Origin of the sequence: Kangiella sediminilitoris (genome assembly GCF_001708405.1) — a bacterium.
GTDB classification, from domain to species: domain Bacteria; phylum Pseudomonadota; class Gammaproteobacteria; order Enterobacterales; family Kangiellaceae; genus Kangiella; species Kangiella sediminilitoris.
On sequence record NZ_CP012418.1, the window covers coordinates 1,392,501 to 1,410,692 of the forward strand.

At 41.2% G+C, this 18,192-nt stretch carries 17 protein-coding genes (1 of these 17 cut by a window edge); 8 read left to right on the top strand and 9 right to left on the bottom strand.

All coding sequences use genetic code 11. From position 1 onward, the window contains the following. From KS2013_RS06420 to KS2013_RS06430, 3 genes are all read left to right on the top strand, one after another. A protein-coding gene (locus tag KS2013_RS06420) for a DUF3579 domain-containing protein (protein WP_068991326.1) crosses the window boundary here: on the top strand, nucleotides 1–253 show its 3' portion. Its footprint begins 32 nt before the window's first position; 253 of the gene's 285 nt are visible here — the last part of the coding sequence; its start codon lies off the left edge, out of view; its stop codon occupies nucleotides 251–253. Between the two features lie 56 nt (nucleotides 254–309). Beyond that, nucleotides 310–744, top strand: a complete 435-nt coding sequence (locus KS2013_RS06425; RefSeq protein ID WP_228703636.1) for a DUF4124 domain-containing protein — start codon at nucleotides 310–312, stop codon at nucleotides 742–744. A gap of 179 nt (nucleotides 745–923) precedes the next feature. Further along, the gene (locus KS2013_RS06430; RefSeq protein ID WP_068991328.1) at nucleotides 924–2,123 is read left to right on the top strand and encodes an NnrS family protein; all 1,200 of its coding nucleotides are present in this window, start codon (nucleotides 924–926) and stop codon (nucleotides 2,121–2,123) included. Nucleotides 2,124–2,177: 54 nt separating this feature from the next. Here KS2013_RS06430 and clpB read toward each other — a convergent pair whose 3' ends face one another. From clpB to rluD, 4 genes are all read right to left on the bottom strand, one after another. Beyond that, on the bottom strand, nucleotides 2,178–4,769 hold the full coding sequence (gene clpB / locus KS2013_RS06435; RefSeq protein WP_068991331.1) for an ATP-dependent chaperone ClpB: 2,592 nt from the start codon (nucleotides 4,767–4,769) through the stop codon (nucleotides 2,178–2,180). Between the two features lie 112 nt (nucleotides 4,770–4,881). Next, the gene (locus KS2013_RS06440) at nucleotides 4,882–5,601 is read right to left on the bottom strand and encodes a lysophospholipid acyltransferase family protein (RefSeq protein ID WP_068991334.1); all 720 of its coding nucleotides are present in this window, start codon (nucleotides 5,599–5,601) and stop codon (nucleotides 4,882–4,884) included. 16 nt (nucleotides 5,602–5,617) lie between these two features. Continuing rightward, on the bottom strand, nucleotides 5,618–6,373 hold the full coding sequence (gene pgeF / locus KS2013_RS06445; RefSeq protein ID WP_068991338.1) for a peptidoglycan editing factor PgeF: 756 nt from the start codon (nucleotides 6,371–6,373) through the stop codon (nucleotides 5,618–5,620). 3 nt (nucleotides 6,374–6,376) lie between these two features. Continuing rightward, a complete protein-coding gene (gene rluD, locus KS2013_RS06450; protein WP_068991340.1) occupies nucleotides 6,377–7,354 on the bottom strand; it encodes a 23S rRNA pseudouridine(1911/1915/1917) synthase RluD in 978 nt (325 codons plus the stop codon). 92 nt (nucleotides 7,355–7,446) lie between these two features. On the opposite strand from rluD, the gene KS2013_RS06455 reads away from it, so the two are divergent. Continuing rightward, a complete protein-coding gene (locus KS2013_RS06455; RefSeq protein ID WP_068991341.1) occupies nucleotides 7,447–8,220 on the top strand; it encodes an outer membrane protein assembly factor BamD in 774 nt (257 codons plus the stop codon). A 42-nt stretch (nucleotides 8,221–8,262) separates the two neighbouring features. Here the strand turns inward: KS2013_RS06455 and KS2013_RS06460 are convergent, their stop codons facing one another. Continuing rightward, the gene (locus KS2013_RS06460; protein ID WP_068991343.1) at nucleotides 8,263–8,601 is read right to left on the bottom strand and encodes a P-II family nitrogen regulator; all 339 of its coding nucleotides are present in this window, start codon (nucleotides 8,599–8,601) and stop codon (nucleotides 8,263–8,265) included. A 19-nt stretch (nucleotides 8,602–8,620) separates the two neighbouring features. Further along, complete coding sequence (locus tag KS2013_RS06465; RefSeq protein ID WP_169816859.1) at nucleotides 8,621–10,249, bottom strand: NAD+ synthase; 1,629 nt, start codon at nucleotides 10,247–10,249, stop codon at nucleotides 8,621–8,623. A 126-nt stretch (nucleotides 10,250–10,375) separates the two neighbouring features. Between KS2013_RS06465 and KS2013_RS06470 the strand changes: the two genes are divergently transcribed. The 4 genes from KS2013_RS06470 to ppnN all read left to right on the top strand — a co-directional run bounded on the left by KS2013_RS06470 (nucleotide 10,376) and on the right by ppnN (nucleotide 15,402). After that, a complete protein-coding gene (locus KS2013_RS06470; RefSeq protein WP_068991350.1) occupies nucleotides 10,376–11,962 on the top strand; it encodes a sensor histidine kinase in 1,587 nt (528 codons plus the stop codon). A gap of 14 nt (nucleotides 11,963–11,976) precedes the next feature. Further along, the gene (locus KS2013_RS06475; RefSeq protein ID WP_068991353.1) at nucleotides 11,977–13,296 is read left to right on the top strand and encodes a sigma-54-dependent transcriptional regulator; all 1,320 of its coding nucleotides are present in this window, start codon (nucleotides 11,977–11,979) and stop codon (nucleotides 13,294–13,296) included. Nucleotides 13,297–13,409: 113 nt separating this feature from the next. Beyond that, on the top strand, nucleotides 13,410–13,910 hold the full coding sequence (locus KS2013_RS06480) for a GspH/FimT family pseudopilin (RefSeq protein WP_068991355.1): 501 nt from the start codon (nucleotides 13,410–13,412) through the stop codon (nucleotides 13,908–13,910). A gap of 97 nt (nucleotides 13,911–14,007) precedes the next feature. Further along, nucleotides 14,008–15,402: a nucleotide 5'-monophosphate nucleosidase PpnN gene (ppnN, locus tag KS2013_RS06485; protein WP_068991358.1), complete on the top strand. Its 1,395-nt coding sequence runs from the start codon at nucleotides 14,008–14,010 to the stop codon at nucleotides 15,400–15,402. Between the two features lie 34 nt (nucleotides 15,403–15,436). Here ppnN and KS2013_RS06490 read toward each other — a convergent pair whose 3' ends face one another. The 3 genes from KS2013_RS06490 to secF all read right to left on the bottom strand — a co-directional run bounded on the left by KS2013_RS06490 (nucleotide 15,437) and on the right by secF (nucleotide 18,192). Then, entirely contained in the window at nucleotides 15,437–16,051 is a 615-nt protein-coding gene (locus KS2013_RS06490) for a CAP domain-containing protein (protein ID WP_068991361.1), read from the bottom strand. Further along, nucleotides 16,011–17,174, bottom strand: a complete 1,164-nt coding sequence (locus tag KS2013_RS06495) for a mechanosensitive ion channel family protein (protein WP_068991363.1) — start codon at nucleotides 17,172–17,174, stop codon at nucleotides 16,011–16,013. The genes KS2013_RS06490 and KS2013_RS06495 overlap by 41 nt, the downstream gene beginning before the upstream one ends. A gap of 79 nt (nucleotides 17,175–17,253) precedes the next feature. Continuing rightward, on the bottom strand, nucleotides 17,254–18,192 hold the full coding sequence (secF, locus tag KS2013_RS06500; protein ID WP_068991366.1) for a protein translocase subunit SecF: 939 nt from the start codon (nucleotides 18,190–18,192) through the stop codon (nucleotides 17,254–17,256).

Sequence of the window (18,192 nt, forward strand, 5' to 3'; positions counted from 1 at the left end):
TATTATGGGTGTGACAGAGTCAGGGAAAAAGTTCCGCCCAAGCGACTGGGCTGAGCGTATGTGTGGCAACTTATGTACTTTTCGTAACAGGCGAATGATCTACTCTCCCCTCCTTCGACCTGCTGTCCGAGAAGGTATAAAAGTCGTTATAATGTCTAACCAGTTATCAATAAAACACCCCAACCTCTATCAAGAGTTGATGGAATTTGCTAAAACGAATAAATTGATAATCAAAGAAGAAGCCGTTACGTAGGCTTTATGGACAAAATAGAGAGTAAGTATTTTATGATTTCAAACAAGTCACTCTTAATGACAGCACTGTTGGCACTGACGGTTTCCTTCTCTGCTGTAGCTGATAAACCGATTTACAAATGGAAAGACAGTCAGGGCAATATTAAATATACCCAGTCTAAACCTCCTCGCGGAACACAATACGAGACCATTTACCAGAGAACCTCAAAACCTTCTCAGAGCCAGACAGGTCAAGAAGCAGGCGGCAATGAAGGTGATAGCTCTCTGGACGATGTTATCGCTCAGCAAAACAAGCAAAGAGATATGGTTGCTGAGAAGAATGTAGAAATTGCCAGAAAAAACTGTACCATAGCTAAAAATAACTTAGAGGCTCTTCAAAGCCAAAACCTAGTCCAGGTGGAAGAGAATGGCCAACGCCGGACATTATCAGATAGTGAAAGAGCTGAGAAACTTAAAGAAGCTCAGGCCAACGTAGAAAAATTCTGTAATTAATAATTATCAATTATTAAATCAGCTAAAAGCCCTCTCACAGAGGGCTTTTTTATTGTCTAAACTAAAGATACAAAGCAGTAGTTTTTAACGATTAAAAGTAACAAGCCAGATTAAAGATGTATTCTTTTTACATGTTATAAGTTAAAATATGTGTAACGTCCGCTGACTGGAAAGAACATATGCAAATACTCGATGCACAAAAAGAAAAATCCATCTGGCCAATATTCAGACTCGGCTTTCGTGTTTTCTTCCTGGGAGGAGCTCTCTTATCGGTCATAGCCATGGCAATATGGGCAATGTCATTAAGCGGCATTATTCAACTAGGTGCCATAAAGAACCCCATATGGTGGCACGCTCATGAAATGATATTTGGCTTTACGGTAGCCATTATTGCAGGCTTCATATTAACCGCAGTACAAAACTGGACAGGCATACCAGGAGTCAGAGGATGGCCACTGGCAGTGGCATCTCTGCTGTGGTTCACTCCAAGGTTGCTTATGCCATTAATAGGAGAAACACATTGGCTGGTGATTCTTACTGACATCGTTTGGTTACCTTTAGTTGCCATTTTTATAGCTCTCCCCATAATCAAGCAAAAACAATGGCGTAATCTGTTTTTTGTACCTATTCTATTTATGTTTACGGTACTAAACGCTCTGACCTACTTCACAGCAATAACACAAAATTGGCTGTTAAGTGAAAGGCTGTTTATCGCTGCGGTACTCTTAATAACAGCACTAATTGCAGTGATGGGAGGCCGTGTTATCCCCTTCTTCACATCACGAGCGACTGAAACTGAAAAGCCAGAGCCAATAAAGCTATTAGAACTTATTGCATTGGGAGGTATATGGTTTATAACCTTATTGTGGTTGCTATTACCCCATACCCAAGTAATCATGAAGCTACTCGCTATTTTGAGTCTGATCACCGCAGCTGCCCAGCTATTTAGAATGTTACGTTGGAATACCTTACCGTCACTTAAAGTCCCGCTTCTTTGGATCCTACATATCGGTTACCTATTCATTCCTTTGGGACTGGTTGCTTTTGCAATGGCTGTTGGCTGGAAAATAGTTACGGTATCAGCAGCAAGTCACTTTTTAACCGCAGGGGCTTTGGGTTGTGTCGTTCTTGGCATGATTTCCAGAGTATCTCTCGGTCATTCTGGAAGACCGCTTCAACCCAAGAGAATAACCGTTATTGCATTTAGCATTATTATACTTGCCGCCCTGGCTCGCTCGGTTGGACCTTTAGTGTTACCTGACAATATCCTACTTATATACCAGTCCAGTGCTGGACTATGGGTTCTGGCATACTTGATTTTCGTTCTGATCTATTGGCCAGTCCTTACTAAACCCAGAATTGATGGACGTCCAGGTTAAGCGATCATTAACAGCCCCGTCGTAAAAAATTAATACAAGGGGGCTGTTAAAACCTCACTGTTGAATGGTTAACTCACCATTTTCTATGTCAAGCGATAACGGTACGGCTGGCTGAATATCTCCCGATAAAATCGCTTTTGATAGAGGGTCTTCCAATCGATTTTGAATTGCCCGTTTAAGCGGCCTTGCACCAAACACAGGATCAAAACCGGCATCAGCTAAGCTATCCAATAAAGCATCACTTACTGTTACCTCATAACCGTTGTCTCTTAAACGTTCCAATAGTCTGTCTACCTGTATTGCGGCAATCGCTTTGATTTGCTCTTTAGCAAGTGGGTGGAATACCACAATTTCATCAATTCTGTTGATAAACTCTGGTCGGAAGTGGTTGCCTATAACATCCATCAGCATGTTCTTCATTTCATCATAACTTTTATCGGAGTCAGAACCAGAGGCAGCGCTATGCTGCTGTATCAAGTCAGAGCCCATATTAGAGGTCATTACGATGACTGTATTTTTAAAGTCGACCGTTCTGCCCTGACTGTCTGTCAAGCGTCCATCCTCTAAAACCTGGAGTAGAACATTGAAGACATCCGGGTGAGCCTTTTCGACTTCATCAAACAGGATGACAGAGTATGGTTTACGACGGACGGCCTCAGTTAGATAACCACCCTGCTCGTAACCCACATATCCCGGAGGAGCACCGATTAAACGAGCAACCGCATGTTTTTCCATAAATTCGGACATATCAATCCGAACCATGGCCTCTTCTGTATCAAATAAAAAGCTTGCTAGCGTTTTGCAAAGCTCTGTTTTACCCACACCTGTTGGTCCAAGAAAAAGAAAGGAACCATTGGGCCTGTTTGGATCAGCTAATCCGGCCCTTGAGCGACGAATAGCATTTGATACAGCAGATACAGCTTCATCCTGCCCAACTACTCGCTCGTGTAGTGCCACTTCCATCTGCAATAATTTTTCACGTTCACCTTCGAGCATTTTAGCAACAGGAATACCTGTCCACTTAGAAACCACTTCAGCAATTTCCACATCGGATACTTTGTTGCGTAAAAGCTGCATCTCTTGAGAGTCTTCTTCGGATACTTGTTCCAATTTAGATTCAAGCTCAGGGATTTTTCCATACTGTAGTTCGGACATTTTAGTCAGGTCACCAGCTCGCTGAGCGGCTTCAAGCTCAACACGAGCTTTATCAAGTTCTGCTTTGATATTCTGAGCACCATGCACTGAAGCTTTTTCGGAACTCCATATTTCATCCAGCTCTGCATACTCTTTCTCTAAAATGTCAATTTGCTCTTTTAAATCTTCCAGCCTTTTAACAGAGCTCTCATCCGTTTCTTTTTTCAATGCTTCGCGCTGGATTTTTAGTTGAATTAAACGACGTTCCAGCCTGTCCATTGCTTCAGGTTTTGAATCAATTTCCATTCGAATGCGACTGGCCGCTTCATCAATTAAGTCAATCGCTTTATCCGGTAATTGTCGGTCAGTGATATACCGCTGAGAAAGTGTTGTAGCAGCAACAATAGCTGGGTCAGTAATTTCTACACCATGATGGACTTCGTACCGTTCTTTAAGACCACGCAAAATTGCAATCGTATCTTCGGTGCTTGGTTCATCAACTAAAACTTTCTGAAAACGCCGCTCTAATGCTGCGTCTTTTTCTATGTATTGACGGTACTCATCCAGTGTAGTTGCTCCTACACAATGAAGCTCACCACGTGCTAATGCAGGTTTCAGCATGTTGCCGGCGTCCATCGCACCATCTGCCTTACCCGCTCCAACCATGGTATGGAGTTCATCAATAAACAGTATGATTTTCCCTTCTTGCTTTGACAGGTCACTTAATAAAGCTTTAAGCCTCTCTTCGAATTCACCTCGAAATTTTGCACCAGCAATTAACGCACCCATATCAAGAGAAAGCACACGTTTCTCTTTTAAACCTTCAGGAACCTCACCATTAACAATCCTCTGAGCTAAGCCTTCTACAATCGCAGTTTTACCAACACCTGGAGCACCAATAAGTACAGGGTTATTTTTGCTTCGACGTTGTAATACTTGAATACACCGACGTATTTCGTCATCACGACCAATAACGGGATCTAGCTTGCCACTTTCCGCCCTTTCATTCAGGTCTATGGTATATTTTTCAAGGGCTTGCCGGTTTTCCTCGGCATTTGGATCATTCACACCCTGTCCTCCACGAATCTTAGTAATAGCTTCCTCAACCAGCTCTTTTGTCACACCTTGCGCGTTCAAGATTTTAGTTAAAGGCGATTGAATTTCTAGTGCTGCTAGAAGGAAAAGCTCAGAGGCAATGTACTGGTCTTGCCTTTGCTGGGCTATTTTGTCACAGATGTTTAGTAGTTTTCCCGTGTCCTGAGATAGATGTACTTCACCAGCATTACCTGATACCTGCGGTAATTTATCAATTTCTGTTTCTATAAGCTGACCAATAGTGGAAGGGTTTGCTCCAATTTGGCTGAGAATAGCCGTAACGCTATTTCCCTGCTGTTGAAGCATCGCAAGCATCAAGTGAACTGGCTCAATATACTGCTGGTCACGGCCTAGGGCTAATGACTGAGCATCAGCTAAGGCTGATTGAAACTTACTAGTAAATTTATCCATTCTCATTCGTAAGACCTCTCTATAAATAGCAGCTAAGAACCTGCTATTTATTAAAAACAATATCAAAAGTAGTTGTCTTACAAAATGTGGGTTTATTTTAAATTTTCAAGTGCAAAAATTAATCAACTGAATGCCGATGACCCAATAGTAGCTCTCCGAGATCATGAAGAGCATCGTCCTTATGGAAAAACTCATGTGATAGATCAGGAAACCTCAGAACTTCAGTTTGAGAGCGCAAGAAGAGAGGTTTAAAGACACTACCCTGACCTCTTACGCCTGTAATACGGGCCACTAGAATTCGTTTTTTAGTGAGTTGTGCCAAGCGTTTAATGCCAGGTTTTACACGAAAAGGTTCTATGTGATCGAGGTGTATTTTGCCATGTGGGAATAATGCAACGATATCACCGGAATCCAGGGCCCTTTTTGCCTGACGAAAGGCGATATCTGCTCTACCAGTACGGTCAACAGGAATACAACCAGCACCTTTAAAGAGCCACTTCAGTCCGAATCGCTGATACTCTTCTTTGGCAATCATGAATCGAATAGGTCTATCACAGGCAGCAATTAACAGTAAGGGGTCAACTCCAGAAACATGGTTTGAAATAAGAATTGCTCCACCCTCTTCTGGTAAATCAAACTTCTCTAGTTTCAAGCGATGAAATCTAACACAATAACCTCTACATAAACCATCAATAAAGTTAAGTGATTTTGATCCCCAGTCAACATGATTATACTTACGAGACTTTTTTCTTAAATAGAATATTAGCCATACCAAAAAGCAGGCAATAGCGCTTAATGAAACCAATTCCCAGTTCGAAAGAAGCCACTCTCTCATCATCTTCTACCTTAATTTGCTACTCTTTATTATTGTTAATCCAAATGGCGGTCACCATGCGACCCGTTTGAGCGCCGTGGAGACTATTGTTGTTATGCGTTTCTCTACGATGCGAATAAAATCTTTCCTTAAGATCATAAGTGCAAAGTCCACATTGATAAACGTCCACAGACTGCGCTTTCAAAATATATTCAGCGATATTAGGCAAGTCACACAACCATTTGTTTCCCCTTTCTTCAAAAAAGGTTTTATATGCTGGGCTATTGCGTAAGAAGCTTTCCCGAACGTCCGAACCCACTTCAAACCGTTGCTGGCTGATTGCCGGCCCAATCCATGCCATTAGCCTGGAAGATCCCCGGTATTTTTTTACGGCTTGCTGCAGTACCCCCTGAGACAAACCTCGCCAACCAGCATGGACAGCGGCAACCCAGCTACCTGACTCGTCACACAATAAAACAGGTAAACAGTCAGCAGTCATCACCAGGCAGGCCTTTTCTTTATCAGAGGTATAGCAGCCATCAGCTTCTTCAGCCTCGACTCCATGCTGTACAACATTAGTGCTGTGGGTTTGGTTTAGCCATTGAGGGTAAGGGATCTGCTCAGAATCTATCAGAGTTTTACGGTTATCCATAACATCTCTAGTACTATCTCCAACGTGCAAAGCAAGATTCAATGAATCATAGGGTGCTTTACTCACTCCTCCAAGCCGAGTTGAAGAAAAAGCTATAATATTGGAAGGTGCTGGCCAGCCTGGCCTAACTAATGAAAGAGACACGGTCTAGTCCTCTTGCCCCTCAAAATGATCTCTATTAGCTACCAACTCATCTCGTAGATGCTGCATATCGCTTGGCATCTGAACTTTCCATTCAATATACTCCCCGGTCGACGGGTGCTTCAGCCCAAGTTTACTGGCATGAAGGGCTTGACGCTTAAATGAATCCAGCGCCACTTTTAATTCCGGTGTAATTTTCGTCGGTACCCTGTAGCGACCGCTATAAAGAGGATCACCTACGATAGGAAATTTTAAATAACCCATGTGTACTCGAATCTGATGAGTTCTTCCAGTTTCCAGTCGTAGCTTGAGATGGGTATGGTCGAGAAACTTTTCCGCAACGCGGTAATGTGTAATTGCTCGTCGCCCATCAGCTACCACAGCCATCGCAGTGCGCTTTGTAGGATGACGACCGATTGGTGCATCAACTGTTCCCCCAGATACCATCACTCTATTAACAATTGCATCGTATTCGCGGGTAAAGGCGCGGTTTTGTAATTGCTCAACCAAGTTAGTATGAGCACCAATCGTTTTAGCCACTACCAGCAGCCCAGTTGTATCCTTATCAAGACGATGGATAATTCCGGCCCGTGGTAGGTTCGAAAGCTGAGGTGCATGATGGAGTAAAGCATTCACCATGGTACCGTCCTGGTTCCCCGCACCTGGATGAACAACTAGTCCTGCAGGTTTGTTAACCACAAGCAAATCCTCATCCTCATAAACAATATCAAGGTCTATCGCCTGTGGCTTCCAATCTCCCGCGACTTCCACCTCTGCATTAATTTCAACTAATTCAAACCCAGCCATTTTATGTTTATTCGACTTTATGACTTCATCGTTAACTTTCACAAAGCCTTGCTTCACCCAGTCCTGTATACGGGAGCGTGAAAAATCCTCAAAAGCTTCGGAAAGAGCTAAGTCCAGTCTTTTTCCGTAAACTTTTTCATCAAATGTATGTCTGAGTTCTATAGGTTGAGTAGTCATTGTAAATTCGCGTAAAAAGATTGGCGTATGGCATGCTGTCAGTTAGAATGGCTCTCATTGTATCAGGGTTAATATAAACAGAAAGAAATAATATGCAAAAAAACGTTTTAGTGATATTTGCCGGGGTTTTATTCGCTTTAGCCGGATGTTCGAGTACTCCAGACAAGGATGCATCTACAGATGATACCAAGCTTGAGGTGATGAATGCTCAGCAACTGTTTGATAGAGCCAAAGGAGCTACACGCTCGGGGAACTATACTCGAGCAGTAGAGCTACTTGAAGAGATAGACACTCGCTATCCTTTTGGAAGTATCTCAGAGCAAGCGAAACTGGATTTGATTTACGCCTACTTTAAGAAAGGCGATTATGAGGCTGGACAAGCCTTGGCGGACCGCTTCCTGCGTCAGCACCCTCAACACGAAAATGCTGATTATGTCTATTACATGAAAGGTGTGATGCACTTTGAATCTGAAGTAGGTTTTTTTAAGGATACCTTCCAAGCGGATCTTGAAACACGAGACACTACAAATTTAGAAGCAGCTTTTGATAACTTCAGAACACTGGTAGAAGTATATCCTGAAAGCCGCTACTCTCCTGATGCCCGCAAGCGCATGATTCAAATCCGAAACTTATTAGCAGAGAGTCAGCTCCATATCGCACAATTCTATATGGAGCGTGATACGTACGTAGCGGCAGCAAACAGAGCTAAATACATTGTAGAAAATTATCCGCAAACCCCGGCGGTACCTTACGCTTTAGATATGCTGGTCAAGGCCTACAACCTTCTTGAGGTACCTGAACTAGCAGAGCAATATCGAAAAATCTTATTGTTAAACTATCCAGATTACGACTTTGCTGACCTGTAAACAAGAAAGCGGCCTATGGCCGCTTTTTTTATAGGGACTAAATTAAATTGCTTCGCTTCCTTCCTCACCAGTTCGAATCCTTACGGCTCTTTCGATATTCGTAACAAAGATCTTTCCGTCACCAATTTTACCTGTTCGCGCAACCTCTATAATGGTTTCTACACACTTATCAACTAAGTCATCTTCAATGACTACTTCAACTCGGGCTTTTGGCAGAAAATCAACCATATACTCAGCACCACGATAAAGCTCTGTATGACCTTTCTGTCGTCCAAATCCCTTAACCTCAGTTACTGTCATACCATTTATGCCTAAGTCCGTTAATGCTTCTCGAATATCATCCAACTTAAATGGTTTGATAATCGCTTCAATCTTTTTCATTCTGCTTCCCCTAAAGCTTTTATTTGAACTGTCTTCCAAATCCCGAGGTGATCGGGTAGCGTCTGTCTCGACCAAAGGCTCTTGGGCTTATTCTAATACCTATTGGAGCCTGTCGGCGTTTATGTTCATTTATATCAACCAAGCGAATAACTTTACGTACAACTGCTTCGTCATGACCTAACGACACGATATCAGAAATACTCTTGTCTTGCTCAACATAAGCTTCAAGAATTTCATCAAGAACCTCATAAGGAGGTAGATTATCCTCATCAATCTGATCTGGCGCAAGCTCAGCACTCGGTGGTCGTGTAATGACTCGCTCAGGAATAACAGGTGATACTTTGTTTCTGTATCGTGCAAGCTGATAAACCATAGTTTTTGGTACATCTTTCAACACGTCAAGGCCTCCTGCCATATCACCGTATAAAGTACAGTAACCAACGGCAACTTCGGACTTGTTACCTGTTGTAAGTACTAAACGACCGAACTTGTTTGATAACCCCATCAAGATAGTGCCTCTACAACGAGCTTGAATATTTTGCTCCGTCACGCCAGGCTCTGTTCCTTCAAGCTTAGGAGCCATTTGCTCCATAAATGCATCGAATATAGGCTCTATCGATATAACATCAAATTCAATCCCTAATGCTTCAGCTTCAGCCCTGGCATCTTCTACACTGATACTTGCCGTGTAGCGAAAAGGCATCATGACAGCATTTACATTCTCTTTCCCCAGAGCATCTACGGCTACTGCAAGACTGACAGCCGAGTCAATGCCGCCGGACAGACCTAATAAAGCACCAGGGAAGCCGTTCTTTCGAACATAATCCCTTACTCCCAGAACCAAAGCTTGCCAAATCTCTTCATGCTCCTCAAATTGTTTCGTGCTGGGTTTTAGTGGAGTCAGCTGATTGCTCGCCTGGTTAAAGTCAATACAGGCAAAGTCCTCAGCCATTTCGGCTGCCATAAATACCGTGCTTCCATCAGGGTTATAGGCACTGGAACAGCCATCAAAAATAAGTTCATCTTGCCCCCCGACCTGATTTACATAAATGACAGGAATCGAATTTTCGCGGGCTCGACTCCCCATTTCTTTACCCCTTACCTCAACTTTCCCATAATAATAAGGCGATGCATTAGGGCTCAGTATCAGTTCAGCTCCAGCCAACTTTGCAACCTTTGCCGGCTCTTTGAACCATAGGTCTTCACATATCAAAATGCTGAGTTTAACCCCTTTAAAATCGATAACAGGACAATCTGTAGCTGCCGTAAAGTAACGCTTTTCGTCGAAAACTGCATAGTTTGGTAATAACTGTTTGTCATAACAAAGCAAACTTTCACCTTGATATATAAAGCTTGCCGAGTTAAAAACTTGCTCTCCGTCTTGTCGTGGATGACCGACAACCATAGCAACACCTGTTTTTAATGACTTAATTTCTTCAAGAGCTTTATCTACAATCAGGTATAGATCAGGCCTTAGCAGCAGGTCCTCTGGCGGATAACCGCAGAGTGACAATTCAGAAAAAACGATTATGTCAGCATCCTGTTCTTCGGCTTGTGCAACAGACTGTTTAATTAACTGTAGGTTATATTCAATATCACCTACAATATAGTTGTTTTGCGCAAGAGCAATACGCATACTATTTCTCAAGATTGAATTTTCCGTATATTGTCTAATAAATATGTCACTTTTCAAAGTCTTAAAGCATCAAAACTTGCAAAGAAAACTGACAAGACTTAATCTCTCTTATGACAATGAGCTTACAAAGGATCAAAAGTGCGAAATAACAATAAAAAAATAGAGTTTGGCTGGCAGTTTCTTAGGTATTATGGAGCTACTCGAGTCATCTTGTGTTTGTTATTGCTATTATTGCCCTACTTTTTCCAGGCTCAAGACAGGCTTTACAATGTGGATATCTATACCACAACGGCCATCAGTTACCTCATAGTAGCCAATCTACTGATGTTTATGGCCTTTGTTGAGCATCAGTTCAGAATACAGGCAATGTTTCCACCATTGCTGGATATACTGTTCATTGCGATACTAGCTTACGCGGGTTACCAGAGCACTTCCGTCTACATCCTCCTGATGGCTCTAGTCGCTATTGTCGGTATTTTTCTGGTTCGTCATCGAATAGGAATCATATATGGCATTTTTGCATGCGCTGCTATCGTTTTCATACGTAACTATCGCCTCGATGGAATTAGCATATCGGACTTCTCAGATGTCAGTCTGCAGATTGCTGGGATTCTTGCAGTTACTGTACTAGCTAACATTCTTGCTCGACGTTTAACAGATTATGAAGCAAAAACCATTGAGCAAAGTTACTCTATAGAAAAGTTAAACGAACTGAATAAGCAAATCATTGATAAGATGAATCGTGGCGTGGTGGTTGTCGATAATGAATTTAAGGTTCAGCATATAAACCAGACAGCCTGGTATGGTCTAGGACTACCAGAAGACCCTATTGGCAAACCTCTGAAAACAATTGCAGATGAACTGGACTACCAGCTTCAAACGTTTAACACGTTACATGATACGTCACAGGGCGAAGTCAAAAAAGAGGGTTTGCCTTTCAGAGCTACAAATACGGGTCCTCAACTACTGCCAAACTACATTTCTCTGGCTGAAGGCGAAAAAATATTAATAACTTTGGATAACTATTCGGAAGTCCTGAAGCGCGTTCAGCAATTAAAGTTAGCGTCCCTGGGACAGTTAACTGCAAATATCGCCCACGAAGTAAAAAACCCTCTAAGTGCCGTTAGCCAGGCTTCTCAGCTGTTGTCTGAAAGCAGTTCATTATCAAAAGATGAAAAAGAGCTAACGGCAATTATTTACAGGCAATCAAAGCGTATCAATGAAATTATTGAAAACGTGCAGAAAGTTTCAAAAAGTAAACCGCCTAATAGAGAGCAGTTTGAGTTGAAAGAGTTTATTGAGTCATTTACTGAAGAGTACAGACAGGGACTTACCTTTGAGCCACAATTGACAATAGAAGACATAAACTCCTCTTTAAGTATTCAATTTGATAAATGTCAGCTAAAGCAGATACTTTCAAACCTCTTTGATAATGGTTTGAAGTATAGTTTTCTGAAAACGAAAGAATACCGTTTACATGTAACAGCCGGTCAGGACCCAGTAAGCGGTGACTTATTTCTTGACGTGATTGATGAGGGTCCGGGAATAAGCCTTGAGGATAAAGATAAAATTTTTGAACCATTTTACACCACAGCCCATGATGGTACAGGGTTGGGCCTGTATATTTCAAAAGAGCTGTGTGAAGCTAACCAAGCCAGATTGGATTGTATTCCAGTAGCTTTCGGAGGTGCATGCTTCCGAATCAGTTTCGATAACTCCCATTAAGGACAGATGACGCTATGGCAATATCGCAGTCCAAAGTTTTGCTTATTGATGATGAGGCTGATATTCGTCACCTTTTGACGATGACACTCATCCAGATGAAACTCGATGTCGTAAGCTGTAAGGATTTAACGGAAGCTAAAAAGGTATTAAAAGAAGAAACCTTTGAGTTTTGCCTGACAGATCTAAAACTACCGGATGGTAACGGACTGGACATGGTCAGTTACTGCCGTAAAAATTATCCAAATATGCCCATTGCGGTCATTACTGCCTACAGTTCAACTGAAAAGGCCATCGAGGCGATGAAGCTTGGGGCTTTTGATTTTTTATCAAAACCAATCGATCTCAATCACCTTAGGCAACTGCTGAAGCATGCTTTTAAATTTAATATTAGCGAGCAGAACTACCAAAAAGATACAATATATAAAGTCCTCACAGGGGATGATAGCCTTGTTACCAAACTTCGACAAAAAATTGGAAAAGTTAAAAGCTCTCAGGCGCCAGTTGTAATACAGGGGGATGCTGGAACTGAAAAAGAGGCCCTCGCCCAAATAATACATCGCCAAAGCTCTCGTTCTGAACAGGCTTCAGTAACAGTTGATTTTGAAGCTCATAGCAAAGACAACCATGAACAAATTCTTTTTTTCAATGATGAAGAGCATAAAAGCTATCTTCTAAAGGCAAATCATGGCACGTTGATTCTCAGTAATTTGCATCTATTAAGTAACCCACTCCAAAAAAGGTTATTACAGGTCATTGAAGAAAGACAGATCGTTCTTGAGCAACAACAGGAACCCGAATCAATTGATCTAAGAGTCATAGTCTGTACAGAGCAACCACTGACTAGATATGTTGAGCTTGGTATATTAAGAGAAGACCTATTTTTTAGACTAAACGTGATTACCCTCGAGCTACCAGGTCTAAATGAACGACACGAAGATTTTGAGCTGATTGTTAACTCATATCTTAATGAGTATTCTCCGGATAAAACTATTAGTCCACAGGCTTTAAATAAGTTAAAGCAACACAAGTTTCTATATAACTACCGGGAGCTAGAGAACGTTTTGTTCAAAGCCGCGACCTTAGCTGATGGGAATACCATAGACAGTGATGATTTAATTTTAGTTGAAGCCAATCCCTCCAAAAAAAGCTTAACCCCTTCTCCTGTCAATGAACGAGGTGATATACCATTGGATGAATATCTGGAGGCTATTGAAAAGAAAGAAATTGAAAAAGCTCTGGAACAGACTAGATGGAACCGTACCGAAGCAGCTAAGTTACTAAAAATTAGCTTCAGGACCATCCGATATAAAATGAGTAAATTCAATATTGAATAACAAGATTAATTCAGACTAAGAAATCTCTCACAGCAGAAAGGATTAATTTCCGAATGTAGTCTCCCTGTAAATAAGTTACATTTTTTTCATCTAAGGATAGATGGAAAGTAAATATGGAGAAAGGAATTACATTATTAGAGCTGATAATATGCTTAGCTATTATTTCAGCCATAGGAGCAGTGTCTGCCCCTCCTCTTAAAAAGTTTATTGCCGAACAAAGTGTCACCAGTGATGTGAACCTTTTGGTTAACGTTATAAATACAGCCAGATCAAAATCGATAACTCAGAAAGTACCAATTCAGATTTGTGGAATTCAACCTGATAATTCTTGTAGCAGAAACTGGCGAAAACTAATCGTTTCTGAGCCTGATAGTAAAACTGTTTTATATACTCAGTCCCTTAATAATAGCTACGAAAAAGTTTACTGGTCTGCATTCCAGAGAAAACCAGGTTTGACGATGATGCCTAACGGTTTTACTGGACATCAAAATGGGACGCTTTACCTGTGCCATAAAAATTACCCCTCCTTGCACAGAGCACTAATCGTTGCTAAATCCGGCAAAATTACGATAACTCAATCATCTAAAAAGATTCAAAAGCAATGCAGTTATTAATACCGTCTTAACGACACTAATATTTCATAAAGAGCATATTGCCAGCATAGATCGAATACTCTAAAGTAAAACATAGGACATTAAGAAAGTGGTTTAAATGAAATATACCGATATAGAAATCACCGCCGAGTCAGGATTAGAGCTTCTAACCAATGATGAAATCGCACGGCTGAGTGAACATTCTCAGGGTGGCGATCATGAGCTTTTTAAAAAGTGTGTGTTAGCGGTTCTGAACAGTACTCAAATTACTGATGAGCTGGATCTTTATGAAGAGCAACTGAAGTACTTTGATGTTGAAGTGCTTCAACTAAATAAGGGTGTAAAGCTTAAACTGAAAAATGCTCCATCCAGTGCTTTAGTTGAAGGCGAAATGATACAAGGCCTCAAAGAACAAGTTTTTAGTGTGCTAAGAGATATTGTTTTTCTAAAACAAGAGCTTGAATCCAACTCAAGGATAGACTTCAACACAAGCAACGGCTGCACAAATGCAATTTTCCACATATTGCGTAATGCAAAAGCCCTTAAGCCCGGTATTGATCCAAATATTGTAGTATGTTGGGGCGGTCATGCCATCCCTGAATTTGAATATCAATATACTAAAGAAGTTGGTTACAGGCTTGGCCTCAGGGGACTGGATATCATAACAGGTTGTGGCATAGGCGCTATGAAAGGACCAATGAAAGGAGCCTTGGTTGGGCACTCCAAACAGCGCAAAAGCAACGGCCGATACATTGGTATCACAGAGCCCGGAATTATTGCTGCCGAGTCACCAAACCCTATAGTAAATGAGCTTATAATCATGCCTGATATTGAGAAAAGACTTGAGACTTTTGTAAGGCTTGGGCATAGCTTTGTTGTTTTCCCTGGAGGGGTTGGAACTGCCGAAGAAATTCTATACATCCTCGGTATATTGCTACATCCAGAAAATAAAAACTCACCCTTCCCCCTTATTTTTACTGGACCAAAAGAATCATCGCCTTATTTCGAGCGAATCGATCGTTTCATTGGGGATACCCTTGGTACTGAGGCACAACAAAAATACAAAATTATCATAGACGATCCAGTCGCTGTTGCTCATGCTGTGCAGGAAGGAGTATACGCGGTCAGGGAGTACAGAAAAAGTACTCATGATGCGTTCCATTTCAACTGGCAATTAAAAATACAGTGGGACTTTCAGGAAGCTTTCGATCCCACCCATAAGAATATGTCAGAATTAAATTTAAATACAAACCAGCCACTCCACTCATTAGCTGCAAATCTTCGTAAAGCGTTCTCAGGAATTGTCGCCGGTAACATAAAAGAAAAAGGAATTAGTGAGGTTACAAAACATGGTCCTTATCATATTAATGGTGATAGGAATATTATGGATCAGCTAGATGCTTTACTAGAAGCATTTGTCAGCCAGGGTCGAATGAAGCTTAATGCTGCGGATTATGTACCTTGCTACAGAGTATTAAAGCCTAACAAGATAGAAGAGCACATGCCTGTTTAGGAAGTTGGCCAGTTAGCTTTGGCTGGCCGCTAAATTACTTCATGGGTTTACTGATAAGTCTTAAGTCTTCTTCATCAAGAGACTTTAGGTTTTCTACAACAGTTTGCTTTCTGCTTGCTATGTAAATGACCCAATAATCAACGTGGGGACTATTCCAGTTATACGCATATCCAACCCCAATATCATTTTGCTTTAAGAAAAACTCGTGCTCACCAAATAAATGAACCCGATGATGGAAAGAGTTTTTAAAACTATCTAATACAGCGGAAGGACTCGAGTAGCCACCAAGTATAGCTTCGACATGGTTAAGACCTACGGCACCTTTAGGCAGATACAATTTGTATCCTCCATTTATCAGTCGTTGGTCTGGGGTTCCTCCCTCACCGTAGTGGGTCACCTTGCCTGTAGCGGCCATTTCTTCAGCTTTAGATTGGGCTATTTTCGTAAGTAAGCTACTACAACTAAGCTCTTTTCTAAGCTGATCTGGATCTTCAATAACCAGCTTTGCCAATGCCCTTGCTTGCTCTGATAAACCACATTCTTCATAGCTAACTTTATTCTCACTGGGACTATCAGAGCGTTGCAAAGCTTTTGTAGAAAGATAGAAACTAGCTATCAGTAAAATGATTATCAGGCCATTCTTTAACATACAAATCCTGTTTGCTATATGGTATTTCAATACCATTTTCATTAAATAGCTTGTGTATATTCATTATTAGACGGTGTGAAATAAGCCCTTTTTGTTCCGGTCTTTCTATCCAGGCCATTAACTGCAGATCAATACTAGAGGCACCAAATGCACGAAACCTGACCCTAGGCTCGGGGTTTTTACACAGGTCATCGTTGTCATTAGCCATTTCAAGCAAAACATCGTGAACTTGTTCTAAATCACTATCGTAAGAAACCCCAACATTTATCCGGATACGAGTTTTTTCCCAGGGGCCTCCGCTTTCATTGACGATTTTGGCATTTCCCATCACCGAGTTAGGGATGGTAACTTCAACATCATCACGAGTGAGTAATCGAGTGCTTCTGATACCTACGTGTGTTACCCGTCCTCTTTCACCAGTATCGAGGAGTATATAATCACCCAGCTTATATGGAGAATCAGCAACAATAAAAAAACCGGAGAAGAGATTAGCCAAGGTGTCTTTTGCAGCAAAACCGACGGCGATACCAATAATACCTGCTGAAGCAAGCCATGCAGTTGGGTTAATCCCCCAAGATAGAAATAAAACATATAAACCAGCGCCAACTATTAATATCTTAGTTGTGATATCTAAAATTGGAATGGTTCGCTCTTCAATAAACTTGAAGCGATGCTTGTTATGAGAGAATGCTTCCAACGTTATACGGGTAATTTTAAGTAGCTTACCTATAAGCGACAGAATTAATAGAGTTACAACAAAACGTTTTAAAAATGTATCAACACCTTGTGAAAACTGTAGCGCTTCAATAGCTAGGAGCAGTGATAAATAAAAGATGAGTGAATATACGGCCCGGGATAAAATTACAAATAACTTGTCATCGAATTGTCCGGTTGTTTTATTGGCAATTTTGCCTAGTACACTTTTAAACAGCCACTGAAAAAGCTTTGCTAATACAAACCCAATAACTATAACCAGTGCAGCTAACAACCAGGGATTTGACTCTAAACTCTCCCATATTGGAGCAATCGCATCAGGCAGCGTAGACTTTATATCTGTAAACATCTTCTCAGCAACTTCACTACTGGTATCTACCGACTGCTGTTCCGAACCTTCTTTTGCCATTATTAATTCCTTATACCCTATATAAAAAAACGGCTTAGAAAACCATTCTAAGCCGTTTTAATAGAATTACAAATACCGTTTAAGGCATATCGAATTCCTCACCTTCCTTCTCTACTTCTGGTGGCATAAGGTCTTCTTTTTTAACTCCTAGTAATAAAGCTACTGGGCTTGCCACATAGATTGAAGAGTATGTACCGATAAATACACCTACAATCAGGGCTTCCGCAAACGAATGAATCGTTTGACCACCAAAGAAGAATAAAGCAAGTAACACCAATAAGGTTGTAATCGATGTCATCAAAGTACGAGAGAGCGTTTGATTCAAAGAGGTATTAACAACTTCCTCTGAAGAGCCTTTACGCATTCTCAAGAAGTTTTCACGAATACGGTCAAAAACTACGATGGTGTCGTTAAGAGAGTAACCAATGACAGCTAAAAGTGCAGCCAATACGGTTAAGTCAAACTCGACCGCAGTGATGGAGAAGAATCCAACAATAATAATAATATCATGTGCTAATGCGATTACGGAGCCAATCGAGAATTTCCACTCAAAACGCAGGGCAACGTAAATCATGATACATATCAGGGCAACCAGCATGGCCAGACCACCCTTCTCTTTTAGCTCTTCACCAATAACCGGCCCTACAAATGACTGGTCACGCTTAACCACCGTTGAACCGTCGGCTCGCAAAACCTTTAGAACTTCATCACCGACTTTTGCATTTTCGATATGATCCTGCTGAGGCATACGAATCTGTACTATCTTTGCAGAACCAAAATTCTGCACAACGGCACCATTGATCTCAATACTGTCTAGCTGATCATGAATTTTAGGGATATTCGCATCCTGTTCATAACCAACTTCGATTAAAGTACCACCGGTAAAATCCAGACCGTAATTAAGACCTTTGGTAAAAAATGAAGTAATAGATCCGATAATAAGCAATAGTGATAAAACCATTGCAAATTTTCGCAACTTCAAGAAATCAATATTGGTGTCTTTATTTAATATCTGCAT